Here is an 18388-nt window from a genome sequence, read left to right as displayed (position 1 = left end):
ATGTTACTACTCCTTTGTCACCCTGAGCGGAGTCGAAGGGAGGAGCGATAACGCATGCCCTTCGACTCCGCTCAGGGTGACAAAGTTGTTGGTAACTAACTTCATTTATTTCTTCTCAATGACTCCCTTCAACATTGCCATCATTTCATCTTTCTCGTTCAACATTCGCTCATACAAGGCGATCTTTTCTTCGTGATATTGGATGATCTTATCAATAGGTTGATGAAATGTCGGATAAATATTTAACCCATTTGACTGGTCGTGATTGTTAAAGGTGTTTGTGATAATATTGATAGCCTTTTCTTCTTCGAAATGTTGAATTGCTTCGGCTGGTATTTTCAGAATTGCGGCTACCTGATTCAAAATATTGGCGTCTATCTTCTCTTTTTGTTCAAGAAGCGACACTTTCTGCTGGTTCCAATCTTCGCCTAGCTGAAATGCAAATGCATCTTGCTTGATACCCAACATTTCGCGGAAACGTTTTAGATTGCGTCCCTCGTGGATCTTCGAATTTGAAGTAGTATGTGTCATCAAGGAGATGAAGTTTAGTGAATAGGCAATTTAGGGAAAAAAGGCTGCATTCCTTAAAAGAGCAGTCCCAAAACCAATCCGCCGAGGATAATGAAGTAGGAGGGTATTTTGGCGAAGGTGAGCACGAGGAGTGTGGCGATGACTGTTGCGAGTGGTTGCCAGTTCGTCATCATGGGTTGAAAAAGGGAAATGGCTGCCGCGATAGTCAGCCCGCAGCTGGCTGCGTGCACTCCTTCCAGCGAAGCCCTAATGCCGCGGTATTTTTTAAGCTGGTTCCAGAATGGATAGGCAAAGAAAATGAAAAATGTACCTGGTAAGAAAATGCCGGCAGTAGCCACAAACCCACCCACAATCTGTCCGAAAATACCGTGCGACTGCAGCGACATGCTTCCCACAAAAGTAGCAATGGAGAACACCGGCCCCGGTACCACCTGCGTCAGCGCCATTCCCGCCAGGAATTCCTGCTCTGTGAGATAGCTTTTAAATTCAACAAACTCGTTGTAAAGAATGGGAACAAGCACCTGGCCGCCGCCAAATACCAAACTTCCATTCCTATAAAAGTTTTCAAAAAGGCGCACCGGAAGTGAGTTGGTGATCTTACCTACAATCGCCGCCGCCACCAGTACTGAAATCCAGAAGATAATGGGCCGCCATTTGATCCGGATCGGTGCCTTCTCCATTTTTTCGTGTTTTTTGAAATTAAGGGAAGCTGCTACTCCGCCCAGAATGATCAGCACCGGCGTCATGTAAGGCGAAGGGTAGAGGTAAGCCAGAATCGTGGATATGATCAAAAACGTCCATCCCAACCTGTTATGAACAACGCGGCGCGTGATCGAAGAGGCGCCGTGCATCAGAAATGCAACCGCCATGGGACCTACAAAACGCGTAAAATCCAGTGAAATGGATTTTGTTTCAAGATAATGGATCCCGATAGCCGCTGCGGTCATCAGTACCATTGCGGGGATGGACCATACAACCAGGGTGAGGTAAGCAAGCGGCTGCCCCCCGATCTTCAAGCCGATCGCCGTCACGGTCTGCGTGGAGCTTGGCCCGGGCAATACCTGGCAAAGTGCTTGCAATTCCAGCAGTTCTTCTTCTGTAATGTACCTTCTTTTGCGGACCAGCCGCTCGATCATCATCATCAAATGTACCTGAGGCCCGCCAAATGCAGTGAGCGAGAGCAGGAGGATATCCATCAGGTAAATGATGTATCTGAAACGGCGAATGGGTGGGGGAGCCAAAATGGTCGCAGCGTTATTTTTTCAGTCCCAGTTCCCGCAGACGTTCATCCAGGAATTCGCCGGCTGTCATATCCGTGTACAATTTTGGTTGCTCCGGTGTAATGCAGCTTTCCAGGCTCGTCAGGTCCATGTCTGCGCGTGGATGCATAAAGAATGGGATAGAGTAGCGCGAAGTACCCATTTTCTCCCGCGGCGGATTGACCACGCGGTGGATCGTGGATTTCAGTTTGTGATTTGTCAGCCTGTCGAGCATATCGCCTACATTGACAACAATCTGGTCTGGCAATGCAGTGATTGCGATCCATTCGCCGTCGCGCCGCAACACTTCAAGTCCCTCTGCACTTGCGCCCATCAGCAGGGTGATGAGGTTAATATCTCCGTGCGCCGCAGCCCTCACCGCACCTTCGGGTACCAGCTCAGGGTTTGGGATAGGGAAGTAATGCAATGCGCGGAGCAGACTATCCCCGTTTTTTACCTTATCTTCAAAATAATCTTCTTCCAGATTCAGGTAGACAGCGATAGCGCGCAGAAGCGTTTTTCCTGTACTTTCGAAGGTTTTATAAACTTCAAGCGTGTATTTTTCAAAATCCGGAAAACCTTCTGGAAATACATTGGAAGGCATATTCCCGATTGGCTCCGGCTGACCAACGTGGTAAAACTCTTTCAGGTCGGCTACCTTAAAACCTTTTGCTGTTTCTTTCCCTTTGCTGATATACCCGCGCTGCCCGAAAAGGTTCGGAAATTCGTATTTTCTCTTGATTTCATCAGGTTGTCTGAAAAACTCCTGCACTGCGGCATATAATTTTTCACGCAGCTCATCACTCAGTCCGTGATTTTTGATCGCAACGAAGCCGATGTTTGTAAAAGCGGCACCGAGGTCAGCCACGAACTGTGCTTTTTGCCCGGGATTTCCGGAAGTGAAATCGGCTAAATCCAGCGAAGGGACTTGATTCAACAATGCAGGTTCCATTTTGTCCTTTTTTGTGCAAAGTATAAAACTATCGCGGAACTTGGCAAGCTAATCATGCAACATATCAGGCCGTGCAAACCGGATATGTTCCAGGCGCACTTGCTGTGTTTAATTTAATTATTATAATTTTAATTAAAATTTTGCTACTCAGCTATGACACATACACTTCCGGAAACTGAACTGTGGGAACGTTTTGTTTCTGGCGATCAGCAGGCATTCAGTCAGCTGTATGATCAATTTTCAGACAGCCTTTTTGCATTTGGAATGCGGTATACTACTGATGATGATCTGGTAAAAGACTGTATCCACGATCTTTTCATCGACCTTCATAGTTATCGCACGGGCTTGTCGCAGGAAGTGAATGTGAAATTTTATCTCCTCAAATCTTTCCGCCGAAAACTTTACGCGGCACATCGCAAAGCAACCAGGCTGAGGTTGGACCGGTGGAATGCAGACGATACTTTTGGAATGAATGCGTTTGCATTCAGTATAGAACAGGAAATTATCATAGACGAAGTCCAGCGCGAACTCATGCAGCAGCTCGCCGCAGAATTGAACCAGCTTCCCGAGCGCCAGCGGGAAATCCTTTACCTGCGGTATAATCAGAACCTGGATTACGATCAGATAGCCGCCGTAATGCAGATCTCGGTACCGACCTGCCGCACTTTCATTTACCGCGCTTTGAAGCAGCTCCGCGGAAAGCTGGAATTTGGTTCAGTTATCCTGATTTTCTGCTGGCAGTAGATATTTCCAACTTTTTATAAAAATAAATCATTTTACGAGTCTATATCCTGACGAAAGCTTTCTCTTCTATGTCAAACAAGTTTGCGCATGAAGAAAAAACTACCCAGGAAAGGAAAATCGCAGGATGCTGAGCTTCCGGAGCTTTCCCCGGAGGATCAGAAAACAGCAGAGGCGACGCGCCAGCTGATGCAGCATATCCGCCACGAAAGTCTGCCGCTTACGGAAAAAACTTACTTGTGGACGCGGGTGGAGGAAAGTATTCAGCAGAAGAAGCATGTTAGATTGAACAGGCTGTGGTACTCGGTAGCAGCTTCTGTTGCTATTCTGCTTCTTTCCGGATTAGCGTATTTCAGTCTGAACAGAGGTGCCGGCACCGCAATGCAGCAAATAGCTTCGGCAGCAGTGATTGACACAGAAGTAACGCAGCTTGTTTTGGCAGACCGGAGAATGATCAGTTTGCAGGAACAGAATTCCTCCCTCACTTATGGAAAGAATGGCAGTCAGATTCGCCTCGACTCTGTCACCGCGATTGATCAGCAGGTTCTGGGGCAGGAATTCAATACGCTGATCGTACCCTATGGAAAGCGGTCGGTGGTCACATTGACAGATGGTACCAAAATTTGGGTTAACTCGGGCTCCAAGCTGGTTTACCCGGCGCAATTTACTTCGGCAGACCGGGAGGTATATCTGGAAGGCCAGGCTTACTTCGCGGTAACCCATGCCGAGGATAAGCCGTTTTTTGTACATACCAAAAACATGAAAGTCCAGGTTTTCGGGACAGAATTCGACATCAGCGCCTATGCCGACGACCAGCTTACGTCAGCGGTGCTCGTGAATGGAAGCATTGAACTTACTGCGAACCAGCAGTCGCTTTTCAAAGCTCAGAAACGCAAACTGAAACCGGGAATGCGTGCGGTTTATAATCCCGGAAATACTTCGCTTAACGTGGAGCAGGTGAATGTGACGGAATATGTTTCCTGGAAAGACGGGTACCTGTTAAACAATCACGCTCCGCTGGGGGAGATCCTTAAGAAGTTGTCGCGCTACTATAAGGTGGATATTGAACTGGGCGAAGCGGACAGCAGCACGGAAACATTTTCAGGGTCGCTGGATCTGCAGGAAGACATTACGCACGTGCTGGACATATTGTCGGCGGCAACATCACTTACGTATCACCAAACAGAAAGGAGGTTTGTTTTAAGGAAAGGCACCATTACGCAATAAAAAACGGAAGACGCGGCAACGTCTTCCGATCGATTACACTTGCCGGCAAGCAAGTGATTTCTGTAACCATTGTATCAACAAAAGTCATATCAAATTTATGAAAAAATTTGACCATTCGGGGCATCGCCCTTTGGGAGTGCTGTGTTCCCGGAAATTCCTGAAAATTATGAGGTTGACTATACTGCTGTTGTGGATCGCAATGATGAGCGTTCATGCGACAGGCTATTCCCAAAAAAGTCGGATGGATGTGAAAATCCGCAACGGGAACCTGACCACGCTGTTCAGGGAGATCCAGGAAAAGACAGATTACCGGATCTTTTACAGTGATGATCTTTTCGCCGGAAAGCGGGAAGCTTCTTTGAATCTCGATGTAAAAAACGAGACCGTTACTTCCATTCTTAACAAGGCGCTCAAAGGATCGGGGCTGGCTTATAAAATCATAGGAAAGCAGATCGCGGTGTTCAGGAAGGAAGAACAACAGAGCCAGACGCTCATTCGTACCATCTCAGCAGAGCCTGCCGAGCCAGTTGCAACGATCCGGGAGATCACGGGTACAATTCAGGATACGAAAGGAGTAGCGCTCGCCGGCGCGACGGTGATAGTTAAGGGTACTGACAAAGGTACCTCCACCGACGCAAACGGAAAGTTCACCATTGAAGCGGAACAAGGCGATGTGCTCGTCATTTCATTCATTGGGTTTCTGGGAACAGAACAGGTTATCGATGCACAAACTTCAATCAACATACAACTGCAGGAAGACCTGGGCGGATTAGAGGAAGTAGTGATCGTAGGCTTTGGTTCGCAACGCAAAGCGACCATTACCGGCTCGATCGCGACCATTACGACCGAAGATCTGAAACAAAGTCCGACTGCCAGCATTACCAATGCGCTGGCGGGCAGACTTCCCGGTCTTTTTGCAAACCAATTCAGCGGCGGTGAGCCGGGAGTTGACAGGAGTGATATTTTTATCCGCGGTACCGCCACTTATGGAAACCAGTCTCCGATTGTGATCATCGACGGTTTGGAAAGAAGTATGGATTACCTGGCACCTTCTGAGATAGAGACATTTACAATCCTGAAAGATGCGAGTGCGACAGCTCCGTACGGGGTAAGGGGCGCAAATGGCGTAATCCTTATTACCACGCGTCGCGGGAAAGTGCAGGATAAGGCAACTGTGAATTTTAAAGCTTCGGTAGGTGTGAACCAGCCCGTGAAATTCCCGACTTACCTGGGTTCGGCTGATTATGCGATGTTATATAATGAAGCAAGAAGAAACGATAATCCCGACGCAGATCCGTCTACCCTGAACCTGTTTTCGGAAGCCTCCATTGCGAACTGGAGAAAGGCAAAAGGCGACAATTCTGACGGGCTGGGCTACAATTGGGATTATTTCGATTATGCATTCAAGCCTGGTGTGCAGCATGATTACAGTTTGTCTATTAGCGGTGGATCTTTGAGGGCCAGATACTTTGTTCTGGCCAACTATTTCCAGCAGGATGGTAACTACAAGCACACCGATTTGAGTACCAACAGTACGCAGGCTGTTTTCAAACGGTACAATTTCCGCTCAAATATCGACATTGACATAACGGATAACTTTTACGCCAAACTCGACATTGGTGCCCGCATTACCGATCGCAATGCACCGGGTACGTCGGCGGCGAGGATTGTGGAGCTCGCTAACACGCAGCCTTCGTATCTGCCGATAATTGTTGAGCCAAATGACGATCCTGCGAACCGGGTTTTTGCAGCGAATAACCCGCTCGGAATGCTTTATGGCGATCAGATTTACAGGTTTAACATCCTGGGTGAATTAAGCCGGACAGGCTTTTTAAATGAAAAGAATACTTACCTGAACGGATCATTCTCGCTGGGGCATAAGCTCAATTTTATCACCGAAGGATTGTCAATTGACGGAATGTTCTCCTACGATGCCAGCGATGGTGGCTGGATCAACCGGAAGGTGAATACTTACTCCGAAGGTTACCGGGAGTATCCTGGTTATGCCACATTCGTGCCGGTTGATGGGAGTGACGTATATCGTACACCGGGACGCTATACCGGTGCGTATAAATCGGGTAACAAGTATGATATTGACCAGACGATCGGGAATGGATATGATAACAAAGACAATGAAAGCCGGACTTATATTCAGGCCAAGATTGATTACATGCATAACTTCGGTTCGCATCATGTAACGGGGATGGTCCTGGGCAACAGGTCGCGCCGGATTATCAACAACCAGGTTCCATTCAGCTACCAGGGCGTTACTGCCCGCGCCACTTACGGTTACGACGACCGCTATCTGCTGGAATTCAATGCGGCATATAACGGATCGGAGAACTTCGCCAAAGGCAAGCGTTATGGCTTCTTCCCATCGGTATCAGCGGGCTGGGTAGCTTCCAAAGAAAGATTTATGATCAGTTCACAAAACTGGTTGAACAACCTGAAAATCCGCGGTTCTTACGGTCTGGTAGGCAGCGACCGCGTACCCAATGACAAGCGGTTTATTTACCTGCAATACTTTGGCGGAAGAGACGGTGACTACAATTTCGGTACCGATAATTTTGGTTCGGGAGCAGGCGGGTATTTGTCGGAAGGCGACCTGGCCAATCCTGATTTAACCTGGGAAAAGGCGAGAAAAGCGAATATTGGTATCGACGCCACATTTTTCAAGCACCTCACATTCACCCTCGACCTTTTCCACGAGCACCGGTATGACATTATTACGGATATGGGTGGCGGCAACAAGCTGGGCTTTCCGGATCTTGTTGGAAAAAACGCTCCTTATCTTAATTCGGGCATCGTCAACAACAAAGGGTTTGATCTTGAAATAGGATGGAGTGGCAGCATTGGTAAAAACGTCACCTATTTTATTCGTCCAAACCTTTCATTTGCGCGCAACAAAATCGTGTTCATGAATGAGATACCTTATGCCTACGGCGGCCGTGCCAATACAGGTAAACGGATCAAAGAGCACTTTAACTACATATTCGATCATTTTGTAAGCAACCAGGAGGAAGCGGATGCATTGAATGCGATGAACCAGGGCAGCGGCTACCAATCGTGGGGTACGCTGAGACCCGGCGACGTGGTGTATAAAGACCTGAATGGCGACGGGCGCATTGATGATCTGGGCGACAGAACTGCTACCGGAAATCCCGTAAACCCTGAGCTGATGTTTGGTCTCCCGGTTGGCGGTCGCTTCAAAAACTTCGATTTCAGCATGCTTTTCCAGGGTGCGGCCAGCGGTTCCATGCAGCTTTCGGGGGCGGCGGTATACGACTTCCCGCTGTTCAATCAGGATAAATATGGTAAAGTGAAACCAATGCATTTAAACCGGTGGACTCCCGAAACAGCGGAAACCGCTACTTATCCGGCGCTTCATTTTGGAGATCACAGCAACAACAAGAACAATGCGAGCAGCCTCTTTTTGTATGACCGCAAATATGTGAGGTTAAAAACCATAGAGCTGGGCTATAATCTGCCAAAGCCTGCGATAAAGAAGATTGGCCTGGATCAGGTGAGATTTTATGTGCAGGGAATGAACCTGCTTACCTGGGACGGGCTGGGAGAAGTAGATATGGATCCTGAAACAAACGAAGGTACCGGCGATTGGTACCCGATCCAGAAAGTGGTGAATTTTGGTGTTGACATTTCATTCTGATCATTCCTTACTATTTATGAAAACCAGAAAAATATATACAATAGCCGCATTAATGATAGGTGGAATGCTGGCCTCGTGCGACCAGGACTTCCTGGATAGAAGACCCGATGATCAGGTGGATGCCGAGCAGGTTTTTACACGATATAATAAAACCAACCAGCTGATCACTGATCTGTACGACAATGCAAGAGGCTCGAACAGTCCGCTTGTGTTCTTTTCCCACTTTTCAACTGCCCCTGTGACTGACGAGGCCGAGGGATCAACGGCGGAAGGAAGTCTTACAAACAAATTCAACACGGGCGACTGGAATTCGAATACAATGCCCGACCGCAGCAGCCGCGGCCAGTACTGGTGGGATCTGTACGATCGGATCAGAAAAACGAATGTAATCCTGGAAGGTGTGCGGAAATACAAAACGCCCGACAATCCATTGCAGGCAGGGGATTTATCCAAAAGATTGGGGGAAACCTATTTCATGCGGGCGTACTTCCATTATCTGGCTGCAAGAATGTACGGTGAGATAGTATATATGAACCGGACCATTTCACCTACTGAACAAATGGATTTCAAACAGGAATCCTTCCACGCCATTGCCGCCAAAATTTCAGCGGACTGTGACTCTGCGATTGCGCTGGTACCAGGCAGCTGGGGCGGGGCGGATTTTGGTCGGGTGGATAAAGGCGCGTGTCTGGGACTGAAAGCGATGGTAGCCTGGATGGCAGCCACACCTATGTGGAATGGCGGTTCTTTTCCGAACGATACCCGCGCATTTGCTGCGGAATATGCATTCAATGCGGGACGGTGGACTGCAGCAAGAGATGCGGCCAAAGCTGTGATCGACTTCAAAGTTGACGGGCGGCTGCGTTATAGTTTGTACAAAGGTCACGATGCCAGCGATTTCAGGGACGATGCAGGCGTAAACAACAACAATTCAAAGGTACCCGCACGGCTTTGGGATTTGTACCATAACATGGAAGCATTTCAGAATGAGGCTGTCTTCTTTGTAACAAGGGATAAGGACCACAACTGGCAGGGCGACATTTATCCGCCAAGCTGGGGAGGCAGCTCGCGCCAGATGCCGGTGCAGGAGCAAGTTGATGAATATGAATATGTAGCTAAAAACGGGTACGGTTATCCCATTTACGCAGCCCGGGCAAAAGCCGACGGGTACGATGATGCGAATCCATATGAAGGCATTAAACGTGATCCGCGCTTCCACCGCGACATTGTCTACCACGGTTCGACATTCAAAGGAAAGGTGATCAATACTGCTACCGGAGCGGATAAGATAGGGGCGACCAATTCAACTACTACGGGGTATTTTTTACGTAAAATCCTGCGGGAGTCCTGGAACCGTGACAAGAGCTTTGCGATCAGCGGCCCGCCGGTCTGGCGGCTGCCTGAGTTTATCTATATCTACGCCGAAGCTGTCAATGAAACTGCCGGTCCCAACGCGGAGATATATGCGATGATCAATGAGGTGAGAGCACGTTCATTTATGGCGCCAATGCCGCCGGAAGTACAAGCAAATAAAGCTTTGATGGACGAATACATCAAGCGCGAGCGCCGGGTGGAGCTGTTTTACGAGAACAACCGGATCTGGTCTTCGAGACTTTACCTTGAACCAAGTTCGGCGAAAGAGCTCGCGAGAGAGCAGGCCTGGCAAAGTTCGGGCGCTACCAACGAACAGCGCGCGCAGCTGGGCTGGCCCTATCCGAAAACGCAGAGAATGATCAATGGAATGAAGCCCGTTGAAGATCCGAAAGGAAAAATTGAGGTAGAAGGCAAGAAGTATAAAATGCAACGCTACTTCATAGAAAGCCGTGTCTTCGTCGCGCCAAGGCATTACCTGTTCCCCATCATGCAAGACGAACTGCAAAGAACACCAACGTTGAAGCAGAATCCTGGGTGGTAGCCTTCGACCGCCCGGCGGCCCGGTGCGCTCAGCATGACAAGGCAGTGATGCTCAATATGCTTTGTCAGTCTGAGCGCAGTCGAAGACCTGTGCACAACTCCATTCTCCCTTTTACTTACTCCTTAATCGACTTAATATAAGCAATCGTCTGCGGAATCTGCTTCAGGTAGCTTGGGCTTTCGTCTTCAATGAAATAATGCTTGATCCCTACTTTCTTAGCGGCTTTTAATGTTGCGGGAATATCTATCTGGCCGGTTCCTAATGCTACGTCGTTGGTAGTGGGCGTGCCGCCTGAGAGGTTGCCTACTACACCTTTTTTCAGGTCTTTGAGGTGCATTAGTTTCCAGCGGGTCGGATATTTGAGCAGCAGCTTCGCAGGATCTTGTCCCGGGAATGCGGTCCAGAGTACGTCCATTTCGAAGTTCACGTATTCGGGATTGGTGTTTTTGACAATGTAGTCAAACAGGGTACCATCTTCATAAGGCTCAAATTCGTAGCCGTGATTGTGGTAAGTCAGCTCAATACCTGCTTCTTTCAACTCCTTTCCTGCTTTGTTGAAGTCAGCTACTGCCTTCTTTGCCGTTTCAAGGTCGAATTTTCCGTTATGAGGAATCCAGGCTACCATTACGTATTTGGCGCCCAACGTTTTCGCGTCTTTGATCGTTTGCGCTGTACTTTCGGCCAGCAGCTTGTAATCTGCGCCAATGGACACCATTTTAATGCCACGCTTGTCCAGCTGCTTACGGAGTTCCTCAGTAGCCATTCCCTTGATCGGGCCGCCCTCCATTTCTGTTACGCCCAGCGATTTGATGGTATCGAGCGTCGCTTCAATGCCTTTCGGCCAGCTTCCGCGAAAAGTATAAGCCTGCAAGCCAATCGGGCTGGTATAAACCTTACCCTGCGACATAACAGCCTCCTGCCCCACCAAAGTAGCAGCCGCAAACAGGCCCATTTTTAATAGTTTGTTCATTTTTTCATTTGGTTAATGGTGACTTTGTGCCTTGTGGCTTCGACTGCGCGATCGCTCGTTGCTTCGACTCCGCTCAGCATGACAAAGGTAGGTGTGCTAAGCATAATAACGTTGGCTACGCTCAGCTTGACAATGCTGTTGTGCCGGCTTGACAATGCGTTTGTACCTTCTCGCATTAAGCTCTTTCATGCTTTCCAAGCAAAATGCCTTGTCATGCTGAGCGCACCGGGCCGCCGGGCGGTCGAAGCAACGGGCACAATGCAACTAAAAGTAACAGCCCCTCCAACTTATACTAAAACCCATCCGCCTTAATCTGCTTCTCGGTAACATCCCCATACTTCTTTACCTGATCGCGGATTTCGCTTGCTTTTCCGATGAGGACAAATTGCAGCTTGTCTTTCGGGAAGTAGGTATCAATGATTTCTTTTGCCCGGGCCGGCGTCAGACCGTCGACTTTGGTTTGGAATGTATTGATATAATTTTCGTCAAAACCATAAATGTGCATATCCGTAAGCAGCCGCGCAAGTGCTCCGGCCGATTCGAATGTGGGTGGGAAGCTGCCTTTTACATACGCCTTGGCAGATTTAAGTACTTCTTCGCTCAGGCCGGTTTTATGCAAACTGTCCAGTACCTGCACTGCCATATCAATGGCCGGAACTGTGGTGGAGTTCTTGGTAAAAGTGAAAATGCTGAATGTGCCTGCAAATTTATTGCGCGAAAACTGGCTTCTCGCACCGTAAGTCAGACCGGAATTCACCCGTAATGCATCGTTGAGCCAGGAAGTAAACCGGCCGCCGAGTACCGTATTTACCACCATGATCGGTACATAATCCGCGGAATTATAGTCAACACCCTTTCCGCCGATCATGAATGTGGTTTCTCTTGCGTCGGGCTTGTCAACCAATAATACTCGGCTTTTCTCGAATTCCAGATCCGGCGCCACGCGTTTTACCATGCGGTAATCTGCCGTTTTCCAGGAGCCGAAAAGGGCGGTGATTTTCTTCTTCATATCGGCAGCTTTGAAGTCACCAACTACAGCAATCGCGCCGCGCCCGGAGGTGTAGTTGCTTTTGTAAAATGCCTTTGCATCTTCCGCAGTCATTTTCGAAACAGTTGCCTGCGTACCGTCGCCGGGAATCGCGTAAGGGAAATTGCCGAAGAGGAATGCATTGTAGTAGTGCCCGATCACAGAGCGCGGACTTTCTTTTTGCTGCATTAACTGCACGAGTGTCCGCTGCTTGTATTTGTCGAACTCCGTTTTATCAAAAACCGGGTGTACCAATACCTGCTGAATGATATCCAGTAATTTTTCCTGGTCCTTTGTGGCAAAGGATGAACTGATGCCCGCCATATCCTTCGATGCGAATGTATTCAGCGTAGCGCCGACGAAATCAGTGGCTTCCTCAATCTGCGGCTTCGTGTATTTTTCGGTACCAAAGAGTAATGCATCTGAAGTCACCAGCGCCATCCCTGCACGGTCGCCATCGTTGATTGAACCAGCGTCGAAAACAGCAGATACATTGATCAATGGGACTTCGTGCTGCTCCATCAGAAAAACGGTCAGCCCGTTTTTCAGCTTAAACTTTTCGTATGTCGGAAGCTTAAAATTGTTTTGTGCAGAGGCAGAAAGCGAAAGCAGCGCTGCCCACACAAATAGTATCTTTTTCATATTTCAAAAGTTATGAATGAATGTCAATGAGATAGGCGGACTATTTCGATTTTTCTGGAAGCAGGTATCCCACTGTGCGGTTGCGATCGGTGAAGTATTTGGCCGCAACCCGCTTGATATCCTCTATCCCTACTTTTTTATACAATTCCGGTGCCTCAAACATTTTTTTGTAATCACCAAAAAACACATCGTAGCTCCCCAGACTGTTTGCTTTTCCATTGATTGTTTCCAGCGTGCGGTAGAACTCCATTAACTTCTGATTTTTCACTTTTTGAAGTTCCGTATCAGTCACGCCCTCTTTGATAATTTTCTCAATTTGTACGTCAATTGCTTTTTCAAGATCAGGTGCGGATACATTACCCCCGGCGATTGCATAGATCACAAAAAGGCTCGGATCAAAACTCTGGTCGGTAAAACTTGATACGCTGGTCGCCAGGGTAGAATCCATTACCAGCGACTTGGTAAGGCGGGAAGAATTACCAGAAGTGAGCAGGCTGCTCAGCAGGTCGAGCGCGTAATAATCTTCGTTTTTTGTTTCCGGCACGTGGTACGCCATTAAAATGTTTGGCGTAGCAATGTCCTTGTAGGCGGTCACTCTTCTTTCTCCATTTTGAGCAGGCTCCACAGTCCTGATTTTCGGAGGTAACCCGCGTGCAGGAATGGGCGCCATATATTGATCGGCCAGTTTTTTTACTTGCTCCACCGTAATATCGCCCACAACCACAACGGTCGCATTGTTCGGTGAGTAGTAAGTTTTGAAATAGTTTTCCAGGTCTTCCTGTGTCCAGCTTTTAATATCAGACTCAAACCCGATCACAGGGAACATATAGGGATGCTCCTGGAATGCAACCGATTGTACAAGTTCGCCGATCAGGCGGTAATTGCTGTTTTCCAAACCGGTACTGCGCTCTGATAACACCACTCCGCGCTCACTTTCCACCATTTTTGGGTCGATGGACAAGTTGGCAATGCGGTCGGATTCGAGCTTGAAAATGGGCTCCAATGCATCTTTCTGAAACCAGTCGGTGTACACCGTTACGTTTTCGGTGGTATATGCATTGTTAGAGCCGCCGTTTGCTTCCATAAAACGGTCGAATTCTTTTGGTCCGAAATTCTTCGAACCGTTGAACATCATGTGCTCAAAAAAGTGTGACAAGCCGGTAATGCCGTGCACTTCATTGCGGGAGCCTACCTTCCAGAAAAGGTACATATTGGCATTTGGAATGGAGTGGTCTTCGAGCACGAGGAACTTCATTCCGTTGGCTAATTCGAAAGTTTTCACATCTCCTGGTTTTGTCTGCGCAAATGCATTGCCCAAACCTGCTGAAACGGCCACTAGCAGCAGTAAAAATTTTAGCCTCATAAAAAATCGCTGGTTAATGATTTCGTAATGATAATGAAAATTAAAAAGCTGGCGTGGAAAAAATCTAAACGCTTATTTTTGGCAGTTGAATAATCCTAAACCATCAGATTTTTATGAAAAATGTTTTCCGCGTCCTGCTCATTCTGGTAGGATTTGCAACCCTCGCCGGCTTTTCAAAAGAGTATTCCGAAGTGCTGCGGAAAGACCAGCGTTTCAAAGTAATGACTTACAATATCCACCACGCCAATCCGCCTTCTGCGGGTAATAAAATTGATATTGAAGCAATTGCGAAAGTGATCAATGCGGAAAAGCCCCATTTCGTCGCATTGCAGGAAGTAGATGTAAATACCGAAAGATCCGGAAAAGGCAAGAACCAGGCGCAGCAGCTTGCCGCTTTGACAGGCATGAAATTCTATTTTTCCAAAGCCATTGATCATGGAGGTGGCGATTATGGTGTGGCTGTTTTGTCCAAATTCCCGATTGTTGATTCTGTTCGCTACAAGCTGCCGATCCACGCCGAACTGAAAGAGGAAGACCGGACCGTGGCGGCAATTACAGTTACATTGCCCAATAACAAAAAGCTGATTTTCGCGAGTACGCACCTGGGTTTGAAGGAGCCTAACCGAGTGTTGCAGGCAGAAACGATTATTGAACATTTTGGAAAAACAGAACTGCCGATGATACTGGCGGGAGATTTTAATGCGGTACCTGAGAGCAAAGTTATCACCTATCTCGATCAGCACTTCAAAAGAACCTGTTCCGACTGCGGATTTACGATCCCGGTTGAAAAGCCGAACAAAACGATTGATTTTATTATGTACAAATCCGAAAACCTGAAAGCGTCAAACACAAAGGTTATCGATGAAAAATATGCTTCCGATCACTTGCCGGTTGTGGCTGATTTTATTTTGAAATAACCTTAATCCCTGAGCCAGTTCACGCGCACAATGCGGCTGGAAACTTCGTGCTCCGCAAAGAAATGCTGCCAATGCAACTGGCGGGAAGAAAGGTGGTCGGTAGGGGATTTGATCTCTATAAATGCATATTCCGTCTCATTCCAGACCAGCAGATCGGGAAAACCGCGGGTGTTTTCACGCAGGTTCAATGCAATTTCCATCATCACCGCGCGGATCTTTTCGGGCGTGAGCAGGGAAGTGAGGGTAAGTACCTTTTCAAGCGCGCCTTCGTACCAGGGTACCAGCACATTGGTGATCCCGAATTTATCCTGGAAAGTCTGGCTAACCAGCTCGTCGATAATCTCCCGCGTACTGGCAGCTTCCAGTCTTTCCTTCAATTGCGCCGACCTCCTGAAATAGAAATCGGGCAAAAAGAAATCGGATGGGATGCGTTGCAGCGGATTATGGATCGTCTGCACGTTGGTATCATAGATAATATCCCAGAAAAGCAGTCCGAACAAAGCCCGCCAGGGTTCATTTTCGCTGAAAAACGCATTATAACCCTGTGCGCGATAGTATTCGATCGCGCCATATTCCACCTGAAACCGGAATGTGATCGGGACCTCTATTGCGGTCGCATCTTTGAGCGCCTGGGTAGTCCGCTTGACGAGCTTGCGCTTTTTGTTTTTGATCTTCTCCTGAAAATCGAGGCTGAAATATCTTTCGTCTGCATTCTGCGGGTTTTCTGCGATCTCCTCGCAAAGCGCAAGTGCCTCTTCGACTTCACCCAGGTTGTACAGGAGCCGCACGCGCCGCTCGCGGGCAGGGGCATCGTTGGTCAGCTGGTAAATTACCAATGCCTGCGAAAGCATCTTCTTACGTTCTAGCCAGGCTCCGATTCTTAATATCAGCAGGTTGAATGAAGGCAATGCTTTTGGCGCGAGTCCGGGTCCATTGCCTGCATACCAGTTCATAAACCAGTCGTAGATCTCCTCTGGCGGCAGTTCATTTTTGATCACGTCGAAAGTTTCCTTCATCAGCGACACCGTAAGCGTGTCATCAACTTCCTTTCTGGTTTCAAACTGAATGGACAAAAACTGCTCATCGAAAGACTGAAAGCGTACGTGTCCCAGATCGCGGATTACAAATTCGGTCATATCTGCGTGACGGTTCCCGAAAAAGAGGAACTTCATCAGCATTACCTCCGCCTCGAAAGTGACTTTCACCACCGGCTCTGTTTCAGTAATGATCTCGCACAGGGTTTTGAAATCGTAATCATGCATCAGCCAGCGGACCAGGTCGGGCTTTTTGATGCTTTTGGCCGGCATCACATCCGGTTCAAGCAGCTTTGTGAAATGCAGGTGTTCCGGTTTGGTAAACAGCTCCATGATCTCGCCAAACCGTGGTTCATGTGCGTCGCAGATCGATTCGATAAAGCCGTTTTCATGCAGCTCTTCCAATACTGCCGGCAAATCAGTGATCTCGGAGTAAGAGAGGCTGTTTACCCTGAAAAACGATTTGCTGCGGTTGCTGAAACGGATAAAAAGGCATTGTGCATCCTCCGAAAGCCTGTCGTAGGTTTCGAGAAAGCCAAGCTCTTTTTCAGTCAGCAGGTGCGCGTAGCGCTTTCTCACAAATTCCAGCACATAGCTGAAATAATCATGGTAGTATTTGGGTGGAAGGTCAATGGGGAACCCGGTCGGTAACTCGGCTGCAATCCCAGCATTCTCCACAATTTGGTCCGAAGGCACGTCTTTCTTAGCTGGATTTTCTGGTTCAATAGAAGTATAAAGTTACAGCAAGATTTTAAAAGATGGGAGGATATTAAAATTTTGTTAAGTATCAAGAATTTAGAAAAATGAGGAGCTAAAATTGCATTATACCTATTTCAAAACCTGCGATTTCTGACTTATATAGTATATAATAAAGAAATTGGATTACATTTGTTACCTATGGAAAACAATTTTACCTGCCCATGACAACATTAGATTCTTATGATTTCTCAGGCAAAAAAGCCTTGGTCCGCGTGGATTTCAATGTCCCGCTTAATGACAAATTTGAAATCACGGACGATACCCGTATCCGTGCAACAATTCCCACAATCAGTAAGATTCTCAACGACGGAGGTGCCGTTATTTTGATGTCGCACCTGGGCCGCCCCAAAGACGGACCAACAGAAAAGTATTCTCTTAAACATCTGGTGAACCCGCTGTCACTGATACTTGGCAAAACCGTGAAGTTTGCCGACGATTGTATCGGTGAAAGCGCAACCGAATTGTCTTCTGCACTGCAGCCGGGAGAAGTGCTTCTGCTTGAAAACCTGCGTTTTTACAAGGAAGAGGAAAAAGGTAACGAAGAGTTTGCCGAAAAGCTGTCGAAATTGGGTGATGTTTGGGTAATGGACGCATTCGGAACTGCGCACCGCGCGCACGCTTCAACTGCGGTAATCGGTAAGTTCTTTGCTGATAAAGTATGCGGCTATGTCATGCAGGCTGAGCTCGACAATGCAGAAAGATTGCTTGAACACTCGGAAAGACCATTTACCGCGATCATGGGCGGAGCTAAAATCTCAGACAAAATCCTCATTATCGAGCGTCTGATCGACAAAGTGGATAACCTGATCATCGGTGGCGGAATGTCTTATACATTCTCGAAAGCACAAGGCGGCAGCATTGGAAAATCGCTGCTGGAAGCGGACAAGCAGGAACTTACACTGGAACTGGTTCAAAAAGCCAAAGACAAAGGTGTTAACCTGATCCTTCCTGTGGATACCGTTATTGCAAATAAGTTTGCGAATGACGCAGAACGTAAGGTGGTACCAGCCGGCGAAATCCCTGACGATTGGGAAGGTCTGGATATTGGTCCTGAAACGGCTAAAATCTTTGCAGAGATTATCAAAAACTCCAAAACCGTGCTTTGGAACGGACCAATGGGCGTATTCGAATTCCCGAACTTCGCACAAGGTACCAATGCAATTGCCGAGGCAGTAGTAGCAGTGACCGAGGAAAACGATGCATTCTCACTGATCGGCGGCGGCGACTCTGCTTCTGCGATCAACAATGCAGGTTACGGCGACCGCGTGAGCTACGTTTCAACCGGTGGTGGTGCATTGCTTGAATATATGGAAGGTAAAGTGCTTCCCGGCGTGGCGGCATTGGAAGCATAGTCTTCACAACATAGATTAGTTAAAAAAGAAAT

14 protein-coding genes are annotated in these 18388 nt (G+C 47.8%); 6 read left to right on the top strand and 8 right to left on the bottom strand.

All coding sequences use genetic code 11. The features are described 5' to 3' along the window. Positions 1–105 precede the first annotated feature (105 nt). Genes AC1XTG_RS19685 through AC1XTG_RS19675 form a run of 3 tightly spaced genes read right to left on the bottom strand, consistent with a single transcriptional unit; the run spans position 106 to position 2742 of the window. Positions 106–531, bottom strand: a complete 426-nt coding sequence (locus tag AC1XTG_RS19685; RefSeq protein WP_484843116.1) for a helix-turn-helix domain-containing protein — start codon at positions 529–531, stop codon at positions 106–108. 53 nt (positions 532–584) lie between these two features. Beyond that, a complete protein-coding gene (gene chrA / locus AC1XTG_RS19680; protein ID WP_484843115.1) occupies positions 585–1727 on the bottom strand; it encodes a chromate efflux transporter in 1143 nt (380 codons plus the stop codon). Between the two features lie 58 nt (positions 1728–1785). Then, positions 1786–2742, bottom strand: a complete 957-nt coding sequence (locus tag AC1XTG_RS19675) for an isopenicillin N synthase family dioxygenase (RefSeq protein WP_056285538.1) — start codon at positions 2740–2742, stop codon at positions 1786–1788. A 153-nt stretch (positions 2743–2895) separates the two neighbouring features. Between AC1XTG_RS19675 and AC1XTG_RS19670 the strand changes: the two genes are divergently transcribed. The 4 genes from AC1XTG_RS19670 (at position 2896) to AC1XTG_RS19655 (ending at position 10292) form a co-directional block, all read left to right on the top strand. Then, entirely contained in the window at positions 2896–3486 is a 591-nt protein-coding gene (locus tag AC1XTG_RS19670) for an RNA polymerase sigma factor (protein ID WP_484843114.1), read from the top strand. An 87-nt stretch (positions 3487–3573) separates the two neighbouring features. Next, positions 3574–4710: a FecR domain-containing protein gene (locus tag AC1XTG_RS19665; RefSeq protein WP_484843113.1), complete on the top strand. Its 1137-nt coding sequence runs from the start codon at positions 3574–3576 to the stop codon at positions 4708–4710. Positions 4711–4876: 166 nt separating this feature from the next. Then, positions 4877–8377 carry a TonB-dependent receptor gene (locus tag AC1XTG_RS19660; protein WP_484843112.1) on the top strand — a complete coding sequence of 1167 codons (3501 nt, stop codon included), beginning with the start codon at positions 4877–4879 and terminating at the stop codon, positions 8375–8377. 16 nt (positions 8378–8393) lie between these two features. Next, the gene (locus AC1XTG_RS19655; RefSeq protein ID WP_484843111.1) at positions 8394–10292 is read left to right on the top strand and encodes a RagB/SusD family nutrient uptake outer membrane protein; all 1899 of its coding nucleotides are present in this window, start codon (positions 8394–8396) and stop codon (positions 10290–10292) included. A gap of 115 nt (positions 10293–10407) precedes the next feature. Here AC1XTG_RS19655 and AC1XTG_RS19650 read toward each other — a convergent pair whose 3' ends face one another. The 4 genes from AC1XTG_RS19650 to AC1XTG_RS19635 all read right to left on the bottom strand — a co-directional run bounded on the left by AC1XTG_RS19650 (position 10408) and on the right by AC1XTG_RS19635 (position 14294). Next, positions 10408–11262, bottom strand: coding sequence for a sugar phosphate isomerase/epimerase family protein (locus tag AC1XTG_RS19650; protein WP_484843110.1), 855 nt, complete (start codon positions 11260–11262; stop codon positions 10408–10410). Then, positions 11259–11438, bottom strand: a complete 180-nt coding sequence (locus AC1XTG_RS19645) for a hypothetical protein (RefSeq protein ID WP_484843109.1) — start codon at positions 11436–11438, stop codon at positions 11259–11261. Before AC1XTG_RS19645 ends, AC1XTG_RS19650 begins: the two co-directional genes overlap by 4 nt. 116 nt (positions 11439–11554) lie before the next feature. Further along, complete coding sequence (locus AC1XTG_RS19640) at positions 11555–12931, bottom strand: M16 family metallopeptidase (RefSeq protein ID WP_484843108.1); 1377 nt, start codon at positions 12929–12931, stop codon at positions 11555–11557. A 40-nt stretch (positions 12932–12971) separates the two neighbouring features. Continuing rightward, positions 12972–14294: a M16 family metallopeptidase gene (locus AC1XTG_RS19635; RefSeq protein ID WP_056285516.1), complete on the bottom strand. Its 1323-nt coding sequence runs from the start codon at positions 14292–14294 to the stop codon at positions 12972–12974. A gap of 113 nt (positions 14295–14407) precedes the next feature. On the opposite strand from AC1XTG_RS19635, the gene AC1XTG_RS19630 reads away from it, so the two are divergent. Then, complete coding sequence (locus AC1XTG_RS19630) at positions 14408–15211, top strand: endonuclease/exonuclease/phosphatase family protein (protein WP_484843107.1); 804 nt, start codon at positions 14408–14410, stop codon at positions 15209–15211. Between the two features lie 2 nt (positions 15212–15213). Here the strand turns inward: AC1XTG_RS19630 and AC1XTG_RS19625 are convergent, their stop codons facing one another. Further along, complete coding sequence (locus tag AC1XTG_RS19625) at positions 15214–16941, bottom strand: VRR-NUC domain-containing protein (protein ID WP_484843106.1); 1728 nt, start codon at positions 16939–16941, stop codon at positions 15214–15216. Positions 16942–17165: 224 nt separating this feature from the next. Here AC1XTG_RS19625 and AC1XTG_RS19620 point away from each other — a divergent pair, with 224 nt between their 5' ends. After that, on the top strand, positions 17166–18356 hold the full coding sequence (locus tag AC1XTG_RS19620; protein ID WP_484843105.1) for a phosphoglycerate kinase: 1191 nt from the start codon (positions 17166–17168) through the stop codon (positions 18354–18356). The last annotated feature ends 32 nt before the right edge of the window (positions 18357–18388 follow it).

The organism is Dyadobacter sp. HNCC25DJ183 (assembly GCF_056895175.1).
The sequence above is the reverse complement of the archived record's forward strand: the minus strand, read 5'-3'. Positions and strand labels throughout refer to the sequence as shown.